The organism is Pseudomonas sp. AP42 (genome assembly GCF_001728935.1).
Classification (GTDB): Bacteria; Pseudomonadota; Gammaproteobacteria; order Pseudomonadales; family Pseudomonadaceae; genus Aquipseudomonas; species Aquipseudomonas lactis.
The window spans coordinates 1-17503 of record NZ_LYSO01000057.1 but is presented as its reverse complement, the minus strand read 5'-3'; the positions used below and the strand labels follow the sequence as shown (position 1 = coordinate 17503).

Genomic DNA, 17503 nt, shown 5'->3' with positions numbered 1-17503 from the left:
TTTACACCTTAGCCACGAGTGGGCGACCAAGCAGGCCCTGGGGACGGAAAATCAGAATCACCACCAGCAGGGAGAAACTGAACACGTCTTTGTAGTCAGAGTTGATCAACCCCGAGAACAGCGACTCGGAGATACCGAGGATGATCCCGCCGAGCATCGCCCCAGGCAGGGAGCCGATGCCGCCGAGTACCGCTGCGGTAAACGCCTTGATGCCGATGATGAAGCCGGCATAGAAGTCGAAAGTGCCGTAGTTGAGGGTGATGAGCACGCCGGCCAGGGCGGCCATGGCGGCACCAATGACAAACACGTAGGAGATCACGCGGTCGGTGTTGATGCCCAGGATCGAGGCCATCTTGCGGTCTTGCTGGGTAGCGCGGCACATGCGGCCCAGCTTGGTGTATTTGATGATGTAGGTGAGCAAGGCCATGCCGGCAAAAGCAGCGACCAGGATGAACACTTTGGTGTAGGTCAGTTGCACAAACCCGGTGCCGATATCGACGCGCCAGGCGCCGGCCAGCAAGGTGGGAATACCTTGTTGCTTGGCACCCTGGGCGATCTGCGCGTAGTTCTGCAGGATCAGGGAGATACCGATGGCGCTGATCAGCGGAGCCAGGCGGGTGGAGTTACGCAACGGTTTGTAGGCGACACGCTCAATCACCCAACCGTACACGCCGGTGACGACCACGGTGAAGATCAAGGTACCGAGAATGAGCAGCGGGAAGGATTCGATGCCGAAGTAAGCCAGCAGTGCCAGACTGATCGCCGCGAGGTAAGCGGAAATCATATAAACCTCGCCGTGGGCGAAGTTGATCATGCCAATGATGCCATAGACCATTGTGTAGCCGATGGCGATCAGGCCATAGACCGACCCGAGGGTCAGGCCGTTGACCAGTTGCTGCAGGAAAATACCATCCATAACGCAATCTCACGCGGTGAGCACCTGCACACCGGTGGGTGTGCGGCGCTTCTGGAGGAAAAGACAGATCGGGGTCAAAACACAGCCCTTATGTGGGAGCGGGCTTGCTCGCGAATGCGGTGTGTCATAAACACATTCGGCGACTGACACTCTGCTTTCGCGAGCAAGCCCGCTCCCACATTGAGTCCGTGGTGCTTGTACTTACTTCTGCTTTTCCAACTGATGGTATTTGCCGTCTTTGTCCCACTGGTAAACCACGTAGTCAGAGACTTTCAGGTCGCCCTTGGCATCCCAGGCTTTTTCGCCCATGACGGTTTTAACCGGGTTGGCCTTGAGCCACTTGGCAGCGTCTTCGCCCTTGTTGGACTTGGCACCGTTGAAACCGGCGGCCAGGGCCTGGATCGAGGCGTAGGCGTACAGCGTGTAGCCTTCAGGCTCGGTGCCGTTCTTGCGGAACTCTTCCACCACGGTCTTGCTGTCCGGCAGCAGGCGCGGGTCGGCGCCGAAGGTCATGTACACGCCATCGACGTACTGCGCACCACCTGCGGTGGACACCAGTTCGTCGGTGACCACGCCGTCATCGGACATGAACTTGACGTCTTTCAAGCCCGCTTCACGGATCTGGCGCACCAACGGGCCGGCTTCCGGATGCAGGCCGCCGAAGTACACGACGTCGGCGCCCAGGGAACGGATCTTGGTGACCAGGGCGCTGAAGTCTTTCTCGCCACGGGTCAGGCCCTCTTCCAGCACCGGCTTGACGCCGCGCTTGGTCAACTGGGCTGCGGTGGCGTCGGCCAGGCCTTTGCCGTAGGTGTCCTTGTCGTTGATCACCGCGACTTTCTTGCCCTTGAGCACATCGACGATGTAGTCGCCGGCGACGATGCCTTGCTGGTCGTCACGCCCGCACATGCGGAACATGGCGCCCAGGCCGCGTTCGGTCACTTGTGGGTTGGTGGAGCCTGGGGTGATGGCGATGATGCCTGCTTCGTCGTAAACCTCAGACGCCGGGATGGTATTGGATGAGCAGAAGTGCCCGACCACGCCGATCACTTTGTCCTGGTCGGCCAGGCGGTTGGCCACGGCCACGGCCTGCTTGGGTTCGCAGGCGTCATCGCCGGCCACCAGCTTGATCTGCTCGCCGTTAATGCCGCCGGCCTTGTTGATAACGTCGGCTGCCGCCTGGGCACCCTTCATGTACTGCTCACCGAAAGCGGCGTTGGCACCCGTCATCGGGCCCGCCACACCAATTTTCACATCAGCTTGAACAAACGTAGAAACACCCAGCGCCGCAGCAACGGCGAGGGCCAGAAAACCTTTCTTGTAAAACGTCTGGGACATGAGTGGTGCTCCGATATTTTTGATTTTTGGCACGACAACTTGCATTCAAACCTTTCACCGAAAGCTCAGAGCAAGCCGCGTGCCATTACGTTTTTATTCTTCAAAAAGACACGGTGTCATTGTTATTACAGGCGTTTCGACGCCTTTTGCCAGGACGTGCAACCGTCTAGCGTCTACAGGTGCAACCAACACTGCAAAAAAGTACAACCCTGGCAGGTCGCACCTGCAACCACAGGCATAAACGACAGTTCCTACAGCTGTAACAACGTGCGTAACGGAACTGCACATTTACAGTGCGTGATTGCTACGACTTGCACCAATACAGATGGGTAGCCTGCTAAGAAAATGCAGGCTTCTGAGGGGTATTTCGCTGATCAGATCACGATCCTCAGGCATTGCCCGGCGTGATAGAGCGAGAAGCCGGCTTCATACAGGCAACTGCGCAGGCCTACCCCGGCCAGGGGCTGCATAGGGGCAAAGGGGATCGGCAAGGCTTGGGGATCCTGGTGACACAGGTAGTCGGCAAACGCCTTGCCCACCACGCTGCCGGTGGTCACCCCGCGCCCGTTATAACCGGTAACCGCCACCAGGCCGGGGGCCGGTTCGAACAGGCGCATCAAGTGGTCAGGGGTGAACGCGATGCAGCCGGTCCAGGTGTATTCCCACTGCACCGGTTTGAGGTACGGGAAGTAGTGTTGCTGCACCCGATCGGCCCACGCTTTGAGAAACCATGCCGGTTTCTGGTTGCCATTGCCCAGGCTGCCGAGCAACAGGCGGCCATCGGCATCGCGGCGAATACTGCTCAGGACCTGGCGCGTGTCCCAGGAGCCCTGGCCGCCGGGGAGGATCTGCTTGGCCGCGTCATCGGTCAGCGGCGCCGAGGCCACTTGGTAGTAATAGCCGGGGAAGAAGTTACGCCGCAGCTCGGTCCATTCGCCTTCGGTGTAGGCATTGGAGGCGATCACCACCTGCGCGGCCTGCACCGCGCCCTCGGCGGTCTGCACCGACCAATCGGCGCCTTGACGCTCAAGCTGGGTGACCGGCGAATGATCGAACAATTGCCCGCCCAGCCCCACGGCGGCATTCGCCAACCCCGTGGTATAGGCCATGGGGTTCAAGGTGCCGGCGCGCCGATCCAGCAATGCGGCGGCGATTTTGCGGGTACCGGTGGCGTGCTCGCAGGCCTGGCCGGTGAGTAACTCAACCGGCGCGCCACGGCGTTTCCACTGCTGCTCACGGCTGCGCAAATCCGCCTCGCCACGGGCGTTGTGCGCCATGTGCAAGGTGCCTTCACGGCGCAATTGGCAGTCGATGTTGTACTTGTCGATCAGGCTGAACACCAGGGACGGCGCCGCGCCCAGCATGCGGTTGAGCTGGCTGCCCACCGCCGTGCCGAAACCGGCCTCGATCTCGTCCGGTGGAATCCACAGGCCGGCATTGACCAGCCCGACGTTGCGCCCCGAACCGCCGTGGCCGGTGCGATGGGCCTCCAGCACGGCAACGCTTTTACCCTGTTCCAGCAAATGAATGGCCGCCGACAAACCGGTGATGCCGGCGCCGATCACGCACACATCCACCTTGACCGCGCCCTTGAGCGCGGCCCGGTCGGGGCGGCCAGGGGTAAGGTGTTCCCATAAACATGTTTCGCGCAGTGCCATTGCCAGACTCCGATGAGACCTAACAAACAAATACTCTTTTGAATGGGAAACCCAATCACCTGTGGGAGCTGGCTTGCCTGCTCCCACATTGACCGTGCCAGATCAGTCGAAGGTAATGCCTTGGGCCAACGGCAGTTCCAGCGAGTAGTTCACGGTATTGGTCTGCCGACGCATATACCCGCGCCACGCATCCGAGCCCGATTCACGCCCGCCGCCGGTCTCTTTTTCACCCCCGAACGCGCCACCGATCTCTGCACCGCTTGGGCCGATGTTGACGTTGGCGATGCCACAGTCGCTGCCTACCGCCGACATGAACTGTTCGGCTTCACGCACGTCGGTGGTGAAGATGCAGGACGACAAGCCTTGCGGCACGGCGTTGTTCAGGCGCAGGGCTTCGGCGAAGTCGGTGTAGCCGACCACGTAAAGAATCGGTGCAAAGGTTTCGCTGCACACCACGTCGCTTTGCTCGGGCATTTCGACGATGGCCGGCGATACGTAGTAGGCGTTGGGGAATGTGTCCTGCAGTTGGCGCTTGCCGCCGAACACCTTGCCGCCTTCGCTCAAGGCTTGCTCAAGGGCGTCCTGCATGTTGTCGAAGCTGTGCTTGTCGATCAACGGGCCGATCAGGTTGCCTTCCAGCGGGTGGCCGATGCGCACCTTGGAATAGGCGGCCTTGAGGCGGGTGACGATTTCTTCTTTGACCGACTCATGGGCGATCAGCCGGCGCAGGGTGGTGCAGCGTTGGCCGGCGGTGCCCACTGCGCTGAACAGGATGGCGCGTACGGCCATATCCAGGTCGGCGCTTGGGCCGAGGATCATCGCGTTGTTGCCGCCCAGTTCAAGAATGCTGCGGGCGAAACGCGCGGCGACTTTGGGTGCCACTTCGCGGCCCATGCGCGTACTGCCGGTGGCGCTGATCAGAGCGACGCGCGGGTCGTCCACCAGCGCAGCGCCGGCGTCGCGGCCGCCGATGATCACTTGGCTGAGGTACTCGGGAGCACCGTCGAACTTCTTCAGCACGCGCTCGAACAGGGCCTGGCAGGCCAGTGCGGTGAGCGGGGTCTTTTCCGACGGTTTCCAGATCACCGCGTTGCCGCACACCAAGGCCAGCGCAGTGTTCCACGCCCACACGGCCACCGGGAAGTTGAAGGCGCTGATCACGCCGACCACGCCCAGCGGGTGCCAGGTTTCACGCATATGGTGGCCTGGGCGCTCGGAGGCGATGGTCAAGCCGTACAGCTGACGCGACAGGCCCACGGCGAAGTCGCAGATGTCGATCATTTCCTGCACTTCACCCAAGCCTTCCTGGGTGATTTTGCCGGCTTCCCAGGAAACGAGTTCACCCAGGTCGGCCTTGTATTCGCGCAATACATCACCGAACTGGCGCACCAGCTCGCCACGTCGCGGTGCCGGCACTTTGCGCCAGGCTTCGAATGCATGCTCGGCGCGACTGACCTGTTGCTCCACCTCGGCGGCGCCTTCCCAATGGACACTGCCGATACGGCTGCCATCAATCGGTGAATGCACGGGTTGTTTCCCGGCCTGGTACAGCGCCGGGTTTACCCCGAGACGATCAAGCAATGCGGCAACCATGGGTCACTCCTTCAATCTGCATACAAAAATTCGCGCCGCAATACGCACGGCGATCCTGGCCCTATTTGTAGCTGGCCCAAGACTTGCCAACAAACGACGATTAGGCGAGATATCATTCCCTTTATTCATGCAAAGAATAAAAAGAGGCATGCCGTGCTGAACAAAAGACATTTGCCCTCGATCACCGCCCTGCAGTGTTTCGAAGCGGCCACCCGCCACCTGAGCTTCACCCGCGCCGCCGAGGAACTGAACCTCACCCAAAGCGCGGTGAGCAAACAGGTGGCGCAGTTGGAAGAACTGTTGCAACACCTGCTGTTTCGCCGCGTGCGCCGGCGCTTGCAGATGACCCCGGCGGGCGACCTGTACCTGGTGGAAGTGCGCAAGATCCTCACCCAGGTGGAGATGTCTACCCACTACCTGCGCTCCTACGGCGGCGAAACCGAAGTGCTGCGTGTGTCCACGCCCTACACTTTTGGCGCACGCTGGCTGGTGCCGCGCCTCAAGGGATGGCGTTTGCGCCACCCGCAGATCCACCTGGACCTGTGCAATGAACAGGACCCGGACGAGTTACTGCAAGGCAAGGCCGACATGGCGTTCTATTTCGGCCAGGGCGCACGTCCCGGCACCGAGAGCCTGAAACTGTTCAGTGAAGAGCTGGTACCGGTGTGTTCGCCCGACAGCCTGCCCGCCCAGCCCTTCACCGACCCCACGCAACTGAGCGAGCTGGTGCTGCTGCAAAACGCCTCGCGGCCTCAGGGCTGGCATGACTGGTTCGCCAGCCAGGGCTTTCATACCGAGCACAGCTACCATGGGCCGCGGTTCGACACGTTCTACATGTGCATCCGTGCGGCGCAGGTGGGGTGCGGCGTGGCGCTGTTGCCACGCTTTCTGGTGGAGGAGGAATTGGCCGAGGGCAAGTTGGTGATTCCCTGGCAACATGGGATGCCGAGCCAGGATGCTTATTACTTGGCGTATCCTGAGCATTCGGCTGAGGTGCCCAAGGTGCGTGAATTTGTGAAATGGATGATGGAGCAGGTGCTTTAGCGCCTGGAGAATCGCCATCGCAGGCAAGCCAGCTCCCACCGTTTGGAATGCATTTCAAATGTGGGAGCTGGCTTGCCTGCGATGGCGCCAGTGGCCTTACTGAAAAAATCACTGGCAATCCCCCACAGGTCTATGCGCCACTAACCCCCTTCCTCAATTGTGCGTAAAGGCCGGCCTCCATCGCCGACCCGTCTGGAGATTCCCGTTATGAGCGAGAGTGTGTTTGCCGATCGCATCGTGCAGAACCTGCTCGACACCGACTTCTACAAGCTGACCATGATGCAGGCGGTGCTGCACAACTACCCGAACGTGGAAGTTGAATGGGAGTTTCGTTGCCGTAACAGTGAGGACCTGCGCCCTTACCTGGCGGAGATCCGCTACCAGATCGAGCGCCTCGCCGAGCTGAGCCTGAGCCCCGATCAACTGGGGTTCCTGGAACGCATCAGCTTTATGAAGCCGGACTTTTTACGCTTTCTCGGGCTGTTTCGCTTCAACCTGCGGTATGTGCAAACCGGCATCGAGAACGGCGAGTTGTTTATCCGCCTGCGCGGGCCGTGGCTGCATGTGATCCTGTTTGAAGTGCCGATGCTGGCCATCGTCAGCGAGGTGCGTAACCGCTACCGCTACCAGACCGTGATCCTCGAGCAGGCCCGCGAGCAGCTGTATCGCAAATTCGACTGGTTGACCGCCAATGCCAGCAGCGACGAGCTGTCGGAGCTGCAAGTGGCGGACTTCGGCACGCGCCGGCGCTTTTCCTACCGGGTACAAGAGGAAGTGGTCAGCGTGCTCAAGCACGATTTCCCGGGGCGTTTTGTCGGCACCAGCAATGTGCACCTGGCCCGTGAGTTCGATATGAAGCCGCTGGGCACCATGGCCCACGAGTGGATCATGGCCCACCAGCAACTCGGCCCGCGCCTGATCGACAGCCAGATCGCCGCCCTTGATTGCTGGGTGCGCGAGTACCGGGGCCTGCTGGGTATCGCCCTCACCGATTGCATCACCACCGACGCGTTCCTGGGCGACTTCGACTTGTACTTCGCCAAGCTGTTCGACGGCCTGCGCCATGACTCCGGCGATCCGATTCAGTGGGCGGAAAAAGCCATCGCCCACTACCACAAGCTGGGCATCGAGCCGATGAGCAAGACCCTGGTGTTCTCCGACAGTCTGACGCTGCCCAAAGCCTTGGAGATATTCCGTGCGTTGCGTGGTCGGATCAATGTGAGCTTTGGTATCGGCACCAACCTCACCTGCGACATTCCGGGGGTGGAACCGATGAGCATCGTGCTTAAAATGACCGCCTGCAATGGCCAACCCGTCGCCAAGATTTCCGATGAAGCGGGCAAGACCCATTGCACCGACCCGAATTTTGTCGCCTATTTGCGTCACGTTTTCAAAGTACCTGCCCTATCCAGCAAGGAGTGAATCATGCAAGCCGTACAGCGTGAGATTGCGCAACAGCTCAAGGTGCAAGCCCCGTTCAAAGACCAGGCCGCCCTTGAAGCCGAAGTTGCCCGGCGCGTGGCCTTTATCCAGGACTGCCTGCGCAATTCCGGGCTCAAGACCCTGGTGCTCGGCATCAGTGGCGGTGTCGATTCCCTGACCGCAGGCCTGTTGGCCCAACGTGCGATGCAAGAGCTGCGCGCCAGCACCGGCGATGAGACTTATCGTTTTATCGCCGTGCGCCTGCCCTACGAAACCCAGTTCGACGAACACGACGCCCAGGCTTGCGTGGACTTTATCGAGCCGGACGAACGCCACACCGTGAACATCGGCCCGGCAGTAAAAGCCCTGGCCAATGAAGTGGCCGCCTTTGAAGGCAAGGCCGCGGCGTCCCGTGACTTTGTGCTGGGCAATACCAAGGCGCGCATGCGCATGGTGGCCCAGTACACCATCGCCGGCGCGGCGGGCGGCCTGGTGATCGGCACCGACCATGCGGCAGAAGCGGTGATGGGCTTTTTCACCAAGTTCGGTGACGGGGCCTGCGACCTGGCGCCGTTGAGCGGGCTGGTGAAGCATCAGGTGCGGGCCATCGCCCGTCACTTTGGCGCGCCGGAATCGCTGGTGGAGAAGGTGCCGACCGCCGACTTGGAAGACCTGTCGCCGGGCAAGCCGGACGAAGCGTCACATGGCGTGACCTATGCCGAGATCGATGCGTTCCTGCAGGGGGAGCCGGTGCGTGAGGAAGCGTTCAGGATTATCTGCGAGACCTATCGCAAGACTGAGCACAAGCGGGTGATGCCGTTTGCGCCTTGAAGTGAAACCGATGGTTTTGCATTGATTGTCAGATCGCCATCGCAGGCAAGCCAGCTCCCACACTTGACCGTATTCCAACATGGGAATGCGGTCGAATGTGGGAGCTGGCTTGCCTGCGATGAACGATAACGCGGTCTTACTTCAGAACCACAGCACCTTTCATCATCGAGATGTGGCCTGGGAACGAGCAGAAGAAACTGTACTTCTCATCGGCCTTCAGCTTGGAGACGTCGAAGGTCACCGAGTCTTTCTCGCCGGCACCGATGATCTTGGTGTGGGCGATGATGCGCTCATCACCGGCTTTCAGGTAATCCTTGTCGATCCCCGCGGCCATGCCGTCGGTTGCCACCGGTTGCATATTGGCTTCGGTGGTCAGCACCCAGTTATGGCCCATCACGTTCTTTGGCAAGTTGCCCGAGTGAGTCAGCTCGACGGTGAACTGCTTGCAGCTCTTGTCGATAGTGATTTCTTTGGTGTTGAAAGACATTTGATCGGTGGAGTCGACAGTGACCTTGCACTCTGCAGCAAGCAACTGGCCGCTCGCCAGAGTCAGCAGGGAAACAGCAACGAGTTTGGCAAACATGTGAATCTCCAAGGCAGGGTTTTAAAAACGCGGATTGCGGTAAGGGTGCCTCAATCAGGCTTGAGTTCTTATGATCTGAATCAACAGATTGTATACAACTTTAGGCTATCAGCTTCATCAACACAATCAACCAGCCAAACTGCCGCACCCCGCCTATGATCCGCCCATCACTCACGGGAGTTCATACCATGCACCTTAATCACCTGTTCAACGGCCTTCTGGCTGCCTACGCCTGCGGTAAGTGAAAGCAAAGGGCCCCCTGAAGCTGCTACCATGACGACCCAAGGCAGCTGCGCGCCGCCCACCCTCACCTTCGACCCTAGAGGATCGCCCATGGCCAAACCTAATTACTCCTTCGCCAAACGTCAGAGAGACTTGGCCAAGGAACAGAAGAAAGAGGAAAAGCTGCAACGCAAGAAAGCCGCTGCAGACGAAGAAGCCGGCGCGCTGAACCCGGATGCCGAAGGTGAAGCGGCAACTGACGAGACCGAAACCCCGAAAGACCCGGCTGAATAAGCATTCCTGTAGGAGCGAGCTTGCTCGCGAAGAACGTCAACGATGACGAGGGCCGCCTGGATTAACGTGGCGCCCCAAGATCCTTCGCGAGCAAGCTCGCTCCTACAAAAATCGACAGCCCGCAGTCATTATTCCAGCGGCATCACCGTCACCCGCACCTCCGGGTCGTGGCTGCCTCCCCCCAGAATCACCCCCCGCAATGGCGACACATCAGAAAAGTCCCGGCCCCAGGCCAGGGTGATGTGCTCCAGCGCCGGCTGCACATTGTTGGTCGGGTCAAAATCCACCCAGCCTGATACCGGGCAAAACACCGAAACCCACGCATGGGACGCATCCGCGCCAATCAGCCGTGGCTGGCCGGGCGGTGGCTGGGTGAGCAGGTAGCCGCTGATATAGCGCGCCGCCAGGCCACGGGAACGCAGGCAGGCAAGCATCAGGTGAGCAAAGTCCTGGCACACGCCGCGACGGCGCTCCAGCACTTCCACCAGCGGTGTGGCGACCTGGGTGGCTTCGGCATCGAAGGTAAATTCGCTGAAAATCTTCTCCATCAATGCCTGCGTGCCCAGCAGTAAAGGCTCGCCGGGCGGGAAGCAGCTTTCGGAGAACTCGACGAAGGTTTTTTTCAGATGCACATAGGGCGACTCGAAGCGATAGCGGCAGGCTTCGATCAGCTCGGCGCTCAAGGCCTGGCTGCTGTAGGTCAGGCTGTCACGGGTGTGGTCCCAGGGCGGCGATCGCTGAAAGTCCAAAACAGGCCGCGCCAGCACTTCCACGGTGAGCCCGGCGTTCACCAGCAATTCATCATGGGGCCGTTCGAACGCCAGCCGGGTGATCGGGTTGCCGAACACGTCCAGTTCATCGCGGCGCGAGGTGGGTTCCGGGCTGATATCCAACTGCTGCCAGGTGCACTTCTGCCAGGCGCACGGCCGTGGCCACAGGTGCGCCAGTTGCTGGGCCAGGGACACCGGGCTGTCGTAGTGGTAATGGGTATCGTGGAAAATCTGATAGCGCGCGCTCATTACACCGACACCGTTTGTTGGCTGACATCATCGACGTGGGCAAAATGGCGCAACGCCAAGCGATCCGATACCTGCCCGCTTTCATCGGCCACCGCTTGCAGCAAGTCGGCCAGGCCGTCCAGGGCGGCACGCACGCTGGTTTCGCCAAACAGGCCGTTCTCCAGGCAACCCAGGTCAAAATGCGCCAGGCGCTCGACCAACGGCGCCAGCCCGGTTTCACGGGGCACGCCAAAATCGTCATTGAGACGGCGCAGGGTGCGGCTCACCAACTTGAGCTGGAACAGCACCGCATGGGGGTTCTGCTCGTCGAGCAGCAGCAGGTCGAGCACCGGGATCAACTGCGGCACCGCCAGGTAGCGCGAGCGGTAGGTGATGCTGCTGTTGCCCAGCTCCAGCAACCATTCCAGACCGGCCTGATCGAACACCGCCACACCGCGCAGGAACGCCGCAAGGCTGCTGCTCAGAAACTGCAGACGCTCGATACGCCGGCCCATCATCAAAAAGCGCCAGCCTTCATCGCGGGTCATGTCGTCCAGGGCAAACCCGGACAGCGCCGCCAGGGACATCACCAGGCGGTTGAGAAAGTCGAGCAGCTCGCCGAAGTCCGCGGCGTCGCTTTCCAGCTCCATGGCTTCACGTTGCAGCTCCACCAGGGCCTGCCAGTTTTCCCGGGACAACTTGCCGCGCACCTGGGACGCCGCCCACTGCAAGCGCTGCAAATTGGCGCGCAAACTTGAAGGCCAGTCATCACCCAGCAAGGCCGCGAGCAGACGCTCCGGCAGCTCGCCCTCTTCCGGCAACAGGCGCAGGCTTTCGCCGAGTTCGACGGCGGCCTGCAGCGCCAGCGGATCATCGCCATCGACATACCGCGCCAGCACTACGCGCAGCCAGCGCGCACTGTCATCGCAGCGCTCGCAGTAGCGACCGAACCAGAACAGGTTTTCCACCACGCGCGAGGGCAGATAGGGATCGCGGCGCACCAGGTCATAGGCGCCAATGGTGCGTTGGGCGCGCCACTGCTCGCCACCCGGCGCGCGTTCGCCGAGCACCCAGGTATCCTTGCTCGCCCCACCGCGTTGCATCGACACCACCTCGGCATCGGCCTCGGCCGCCACGCGGGTCAGGCCGCCGGGCAGCACCCGATAACCGTCATCACTGGCCACGGCGTAGACACGCATACCGATGGCGCGGTGTTGCAGGTGGTCATCCACGGTGTGCCAGACCGGCGCCTGAGACAACTGCGCCAGCTCTTGGGCGACATAGGCATAGGGCCGCGCACGCATGCGCTCGGCCAGGGCCTGGCGCTGTTCGTCATCAAGGTCGCGACCAAACACCGGGGCGAAACTTTGTGAGGGAAATGCCGGCTTGATCAGCAGCTCCGGGAGTTTTTCCAAGGCTTCGGCAAGCACCGGCGCTTCGCCGCACCACCAGGTGGCAATCGACGGCAGGATCAAGGCTTCACCGAATAAAAATTCGTTGATCTTGGGCAAAAAGCCCAGCAACCCCGGGGACTCCAGCACACCGCTGCCCAAGGCATTGGCCACCAGCACATTGCCTTGGCGCACGGCATCGAGCAGGCCCGGCACGCCCAGCGCCGAGTCGGTGCGCAGCTCCAGCGGGTCGCAGAAATCATCATCAAGGCGACGCATGATCGCGTGTACCCGGCGCAGGCCGCTGAGGGTTTTCAGGAATACGGTGCTGTCGCGCACGGTGAGGTCGCCGCCCTCGACCAAGGGGTAGCCGAGCTGGCGCGCCAGGTACAGGTGTTCGAAATAGCTCTCGTTGAAACGCCCCGGCGTGAGCAACACGATCAGTGGCGGCTGATCATCACCCGGAGCCTGGCGCGCCAGGGTTTCCTGCAACGTGCGAAAGAAACCGGTGAGGTGCTGCACCTGCATATCCCGGTACAGGTCCGGGAAGGCGCGGGACACGATGGTGCGGTTTTCCAGGGCATAGCCGGCGCCCGATGGCGCTTGGGTGCGGTCGGCGGTGACCCACCAGCGGCCATCCGGGGTGCGCGCCAGGTCGACTGCGTACAGATGCAGGAACGCACCGTCAGGCGGCTGGATACCCTGGCACGGCCACAGAAAATTGTTATGCCCGAACACCAATTCGGCCGGCAGCAAGCCTTCCTTGATCAGGCGTTGCGGCCCATACAGGTCGGCCAGCACCGCATTGAGCAGGCGCGCACGCTGGGCGATGCCAGCCGACAGTTGCTGCCACTCCTCGGCCGCCAGCACATGGGGCAACAGGTCCAGCTCCCAGGGGCGATCGGCACCCTTGGGGTCGGCGTAGACGTTGTAGGTCACGCCGTTTTCCTGGATCTGGCGCGTCAACAACGCCTGGCGCTGGGCCAGTTGTGCGGGCGTGCTGCGTTGCAGGTGATCGAACAAGCGTCGCCAATGGGCACGCACCGCGCCGCTGGCATCCAGCAGTTCGTGATAGGTGCCCGCGGTGAGCGGGTAACGGTCGAGCAAGTCGGACATGGAACGCTCGGCAGAGGCAAGGGAAGTCAAAGTCACCACAGTCTAATGTGGGAGCGGGCTTGCTCGCGAATGCGGCGGGTCAGTCTATGCATATTTCGACTGATACACCGCTTTCGCGAGCAAGCCCGCTCCCACATTTGGATCGCATTCAGTCATTTTTATGGGGAAAGCGTCGCAGGTCCAAGGTCATCGGCAACTCGTCATTAATCACCAGAGCAGGCACTGGCAGCTTGCCCGGGCTATGCCCCAAGCGGAAAAACCGCGCCATGCGCCGGCTCTCCGCCTCATTGGCATTCACCGGCAGGCTGTCGTAATTGCGCCCGCCCGGGTGCGCCACATGGTATTGGCAGCCGCCCAACGAACGCTGCATCCAGGTGTCGAGCAGGTCGAACACCAGCGGCGCATGCACGGGGATGGTCGGTTGCAGGCAGTTGGCCGGTTGCCAGGCGCGGTAACGCACGCCCGCCACGAACTCGCCGACGCGGCCGGTGGGTTGCAGCGGCACCGGCACGCCATTGCAGGTCAGCAGGTAGCGTTGCGGCGGCAACCCGCTCAACTTCACTTGCAGGCGCTCCAGGGACGAATCCACATAACGCACCGTGCCCCCCACAGCGCCCTCCTCGCCCAGCACGTGCCAAGGCTCCAAGGCCTGGCGCAGTTCCATTTCGATACCGCTGACGGCGTAGTCGCCCACCTTGGGGAAACGGAACTCCAGGTGCGCCGCGAACCATTCGGCACGCAGCGGGTAGCCGGCCGCGTTCAGCTCGACGATCACGTCGGCAAAGTCCTGCTCGATAAAGTGCGGCAACAGGAAGCGGTCATGCAGCTCAGTGCCCCAGCGCGCCAGCTTCGGCGGCGCATAGGGCTCGCGCCAGAACCGCGCGACCAGCGCCCGCAGCAACAACTGCTGGGTCAGGCTCATGCGCGCATGGGGCGGCATTTCAAAGGCGCGCAGTTCCAGCAGGCCCAGGCGGCCCGTGGCGCCGTCGGGTGAGTAGAGTTTGTCGATACAGAATTCGGCGCGATGGGTATTGCCCGTCACGTCGATCAGCAGGTTGCGCAACAAGCGGTCCACCAGCCACGGCGGGCACTCCTCGCCTGGCTCCGGCATCTGCGCAAAGGCGATCTCCAGTTCATACAGCGCATCGTTGCGCGCCTCATCTACCCGGGGCGCCTGGGAGGTGGGGCCGATAAACAGGCCGGAGAACAAATAAGACAACGACGGGTGGTTATGCCAGTAGCTGATCAGGCTGCGCAGCAGGTCCGGCCGGCGCAGGAAGGGTGAGTCCTTGGGCGTCGCGCCGCCCAGCACGAAGTGGTTACCGCCACCAGTACCGGTGTGGCGCCCGTCAATCATGAACTTCTCGGTGGTCAGGCGGGTTTGCCTGGCCTCTTCGTAGAGGAATTCGGTGCGCTCCACCAACTCGTCCCAGGTGGCGGACGGCTGTACGTTGACCTCGATGACACCGGGATCTGGCGTGACCCGGAAATTGCTCAGGCGCGTATCCGCTGGCGGCTCGTAACCCTCCATCAGCACCGGGCAATGCAGCTCTTGGGCGGTGGCCTCGATGGCGGTCACCAGTTCCAGATAGTCCTCGACGCGCTCCAGCGGCGGCATAAAGAGATACAGGCGCCCTTCCCGCGCTTCGGCGCACAGCGCGGTACGGGTCAGCCAGTCGGCGGACTCGTCGACCTTGGGCACACGCTCATCACCCGGCGCGGGCTCGCCATGGTTTTGCAACTGGGCGCTGGTGGGCAGATCCGGCTGATCCTGGTTAGGGTCGGTCGGATGCACAAACGGATACTCCGCCGCCGTCACCCAGGGCTGCGAAGCGAGCGGCAGGCGATAGCCCAGCGGCGAATCCCCCGGCACCAGGCGGCAATGGTTGTCGCGCAGGTACCAACGCCCACTCTGCCAGCGGTCATTGGCCGCCGTGCGTGCCAGCGGCAGCACCTGGCCGATGACTTTATCCAGGCCCTGGCTGAACACCTTGCGCAGGCGCTCACGCTCCAGGTCGTCGCTCAGGCGCGGGTCCTGGGCAGTGACGTTCTGGGGCAGCGCCCCTTCGCGCCACAGGTAGTAGAAATTGTCCTCGAACGCCGGGAACACAAAGCGCGCCGGTAGTTTGAGGCGCTCGGCGACGCTGGCCAGGAAACGCCCGGCCATCACCCCATCGGCGCCATAGTCCTCTTGCTCATCGGCGATCAGCGCGCTGTTGTGCCAGATCGGCACGCCATCGCGGCGCCAATAGCAGTTGAGCGACCAACGCGGCAATTGCTCGCCGGGGTACCACTTGCCTTGGCCGAAATGCACCAGGCCCTTGGGCGCATAGTGCTGGCGCAGGCGCTGGAACAGCTCGGCCGACAGGCGACGCTTGTCCGGGCCCAGGGCTGCGGTGTTCCACTCGGCACCGTCGGGGTCGTCGATAGAGACGAAGGTTGGCTCGCCGCCCATGGTCAGGCGTACGTCGTCCTTGAGCAGGTCGCCATCGATCTGCCGGCCCAGAGCCTGGATCGCCAGCCATTGTTCTTCGGTATAGGGCTTGGTCACCCGTGGCGCTTCCCAGATGCGCTCCACCGACATCTCGTGGGTGAATTCGCACTCGCACGGCTCCACCAACCCACTGATCGGCGCGGCGGACGATGGATCGGGACTGCAGGCCAAAGGGATATGCCCTTCACCGGCAAACAACCCGGACGTGGCATCCAGGCCAATCCAGCCAGCGCCGGGCAAATACACTTCACACCAGGCGTGCAGGTCGGTGAAGTCCACCTCGGTACCGGACGGGCCATCGAGGGCTTTGACGTCGGCGGTGAGCTGAATCAGATAGCCAGAGACAAATCGCGCCGCCAACCCGAGGTTGCGCAGCAATTGCACCAGTAACCAGGCCGAGTCGCGGCAGGAGCCGGACGCATTTTCCAGCGTGAATTCCGGGGTTTGCACGCCCGGTTCCATGCGAATCAGGTAACCGATATCGGCGGCCAGGCGCTGGTTGAGGCCGACCAGGAAATCCACGGCCGGTAGCGGCGTGCGGTCGATACCCGCCAGGTACGCAGCCAACCTTGGCGTCAGCGGCAAGGTTTCCAGGTACGGCGCCAGCTCGCGCTGCTCATCGGCGGCGTAGCTGAACGGGATATTTTCGGCGTAGGGCTCCAGGAAAAAATCGAACGGATTGAACACCGCCATCTCGGCGACCAGGTCGACTTCGATGCGCAACTCGTCAGTCTTTTCCGGGAACACCAGGCGCGCCAGGTAATTGCCCTGTGGGTCTTGCTGCCAGTTGATGAAATGCTGCTCGGGCAGCACTTTCAGCGCGTAGGACAGTATCCGCGTACGGCTATGCGCCGCCGGGCGTAGCCGCACGATCTGCGGGCCAAGTTCGACAGCACGGTCGTAGCGGTAATGCGTAACGTGGTGCAACGCGACATGAATCGACACGGCGGCCTCCTGCGAGCCAGGGCATAAGCACAACGCGCGCAAGACTTATGCCACAGCAGCAGTCATTGCACTAAAACGTCGGGCCCGGTGCAGTACAGCACCAAAACGGCGCCAACGTTGTGGCTATGGTGCAGGCGCTGCACACATTTGTAGCGCCGGGCTGAGTGCAGGTGGTGAATCTACCCAGTTAAGGCGTAGTACGCCTGGTATTCAGGGCTTGGCGCAGTTGACGAATTTGCACAAGTTTTGCCCGCTTCTCTCGCTGCCCACTGCTGTTGAGCACCAGCAGGCCAAACAGCGGGAAAATCAGCGACAGGCTATAGAGAACCCTGTGTGGGTTGTACTGAATCATTGATACACAGTAGTTCCTTGGTCAGCTTGGCCCTCTCCTTCTGCATCGATGGCCGCAAACAGCCGTGGCAGGTTGATCAGGCTCTCAATGCGCTGGCGCACCATAAATTGAGAGCGGTTGGAATCCATGCCGATGTTGAACAAGGCGTTGCCCATAAGTGTTCTTCCTTGAAATTGAGAGTGCCGCGACCGGCCTCATCGCAGCATAGGTATCTACACAACTTTGTGGGTTGTAACAGCAGACGGTAACCACGATGCGAAGCGAGTCGCTCTTGATCTTGATCTGCTTTTGATCTTAGGCGCCCCG

12 protein-coding genes and 1 pseudogene are annotated in these 17503 nt (G+C 61.5%); 4 read left to right on the top strand and 9 right to left on the bottom strand.

Annotated features, from left to right (window positions below):
- Window position 1: 1 nt before the first annotated feature.
- From A7K61_RS18975 to A7K61_RS18960, 4 genes are all read right to left on the bottom strand, one after another.
- Window positions 2-916, bottom strand: coding sequence for a branched-chain amino acid ABC transporter permease (locus A7K61_RS18975; RefSeq protein WP_003188099.1), 915 nt, complete (start codon window positions 914-916; stop codon window positions 2-4).
- 201 nt (window positions 917-1117) lie between these two features.
- Entirely contained in the window at window positions 1118-2254 is a 1137-nt protein-coding gene (locus A7K61_RS18970) for a branched-chain amino acid ABC transporter substrate-binding protein (RefSeq protein WP_003188098.1), read from the bottom strand.
- A gap of 374 nt (window positions 2255-2628) precedes the next feature.
- Window positions 2629-3912 carry an FAD-binding oxidoreductase gene (locus A7K61_RS18965; RefSeq protein ID WP_044271028.1) on the bottom strand — a complete coding sequence of 428 codons (1284 nt, stop codon included), beginning with the start codon at window positions 3910-3912 and terminating at the stop codon, window positions 2629-2631.
- 102 nt (window positions 3913-4014) lie between these two features.
- Window positions 4015-5505, bottom strand: a complete 1491-nt coding sequence (locus A7K61_RS18960) for an aldehyde dehydrogenase family protein (protein ID WP_003188096.1) — start codon at window positions 5503-5505, stop codon at window positions 4015-4017.
- A 153-nt stretch (window positions 5506-5658) separates the two neighbouring features.
- On the opposite strand from A7K61_RS18960, the gene A7K61_RS18955 reads away from it, so the two are divergent.
- The 3 genes from A7K61_RS18955 (at window position 5659) to nadE (ending at window position 8802) form a co-directional block, all read left to right on the top strand.
- A complete protein-coding gene (locus tag A7K61_RS18955; protein WP_069558140.1) occupies window positions 5659-6549 on the top strand; it encodes a LysR family transcriptional regulator in 891 nt (296 codons plus the stop codon).
- Between the two features lie 207 nt (window positions 6550-6756).
- Entirely contained in the window at window positions 6757-7971 is a 1215-nt protein-coding gene (pncB, locus tag A7K61_RS18950) for a nicotinate phosphoribosyltransferase (protein WP_003188094.1), read from the top strand.
- Window positions 7972-7974: 3 nt separating this feature from the next.
- A complete protein-coding gene (gene nadE, locus A7K61_RS18945) occupies window positions 7975-8802 on the top strand; it encodes an ammonia-dependent NAD(+) synthetase (RefSeq protein ID WP_069558139.1) in 828 nt (275 codons plus the stop codon).
- A 136-nt stretch (window positions 8803-8938) separates the two neighbouring features.
- Here nadE and azu read toward each other — a convergent pair whose 3' ends face one another.
- Complete coding sequence (gene azu, locus A7K61_RS18940) at window positions 8939-9385, bottom strand: azurin (protein WP_003188091.1); 447 nt, start codon at window positions 9383-9385, stop codon at window positions 8939-8941.
- Window positions 9386-9718: 333 nt separating this feature from the next.
- Here azu and A7K61_RS18935 point away from each other — a divergent pair, with 333 nt between their 5' ends.
- Window positions 9719-9901 carry a hypothetical protein gene (locus A7K61_RS18935; RefSeq protein WP_005784271.1) on the top strand — a complete coding sequence of 61 codons (183 nt, stop codon included), beginning with the start codon at window positions 9719-9721 and terminating at the stop codon, window positions 9899-9901.
- A gap of 128 nt (window positions 9902-10029) precedes the next feature.
- Here A7K61_RS18935 and A7K61_RS18930 read toward each other — a convergent pair whose 3' ends face one another.
- The 4 genes and pseudogenes from A7K61_RS18930 to A7K61_RS32625 form a co-directional block, all read right to left on the bottom strand.
- Entirely contained in the window at window positions 10030-10920 is an 891-nt protein-coding gene (locus A7K61_RS18930; RefSeq protein ID WP_032893813.1) for a transglutaminase family protein, read from the bottom strand.
- On the bottom strand, window positions 10920-13406 hold the full coding sequence (locus A7K61_RS18925) for a circularly permuted type 2 ATP-grasp protein (protein WP_069558138.1): 2487 nt from the start codon (window positions 13404-13406) through the stop codon (window positions 10920-10922). Before A7K61_RS18925 ends, A7K61_RS18930 begins: the two co-directional genes overlap by 1 nt.
- A 148-nt stretch (window positions 13407-13554) precedes the next feature.
- Window positions 13555-16845, bottom strand: a complete 3291-nt coding sequence (locus A7K61_RS18920) for a DUF2126 domain-containing protein (protein ID WP_069558137.1) — start codon at window positions 16843-16845, stop codon at window positions 13555-13557.
- Window positions 16846-17235: 390 nt separating this feature from the next.
- A pseudogene (locus tag A7K61_RS32625) lies at window positions 17236-17352 on the bottom strand (NAD synthetase); the annotation flags it as partial.
- Window positions 17353-17503: the final 151 nt, after the last annotated feature.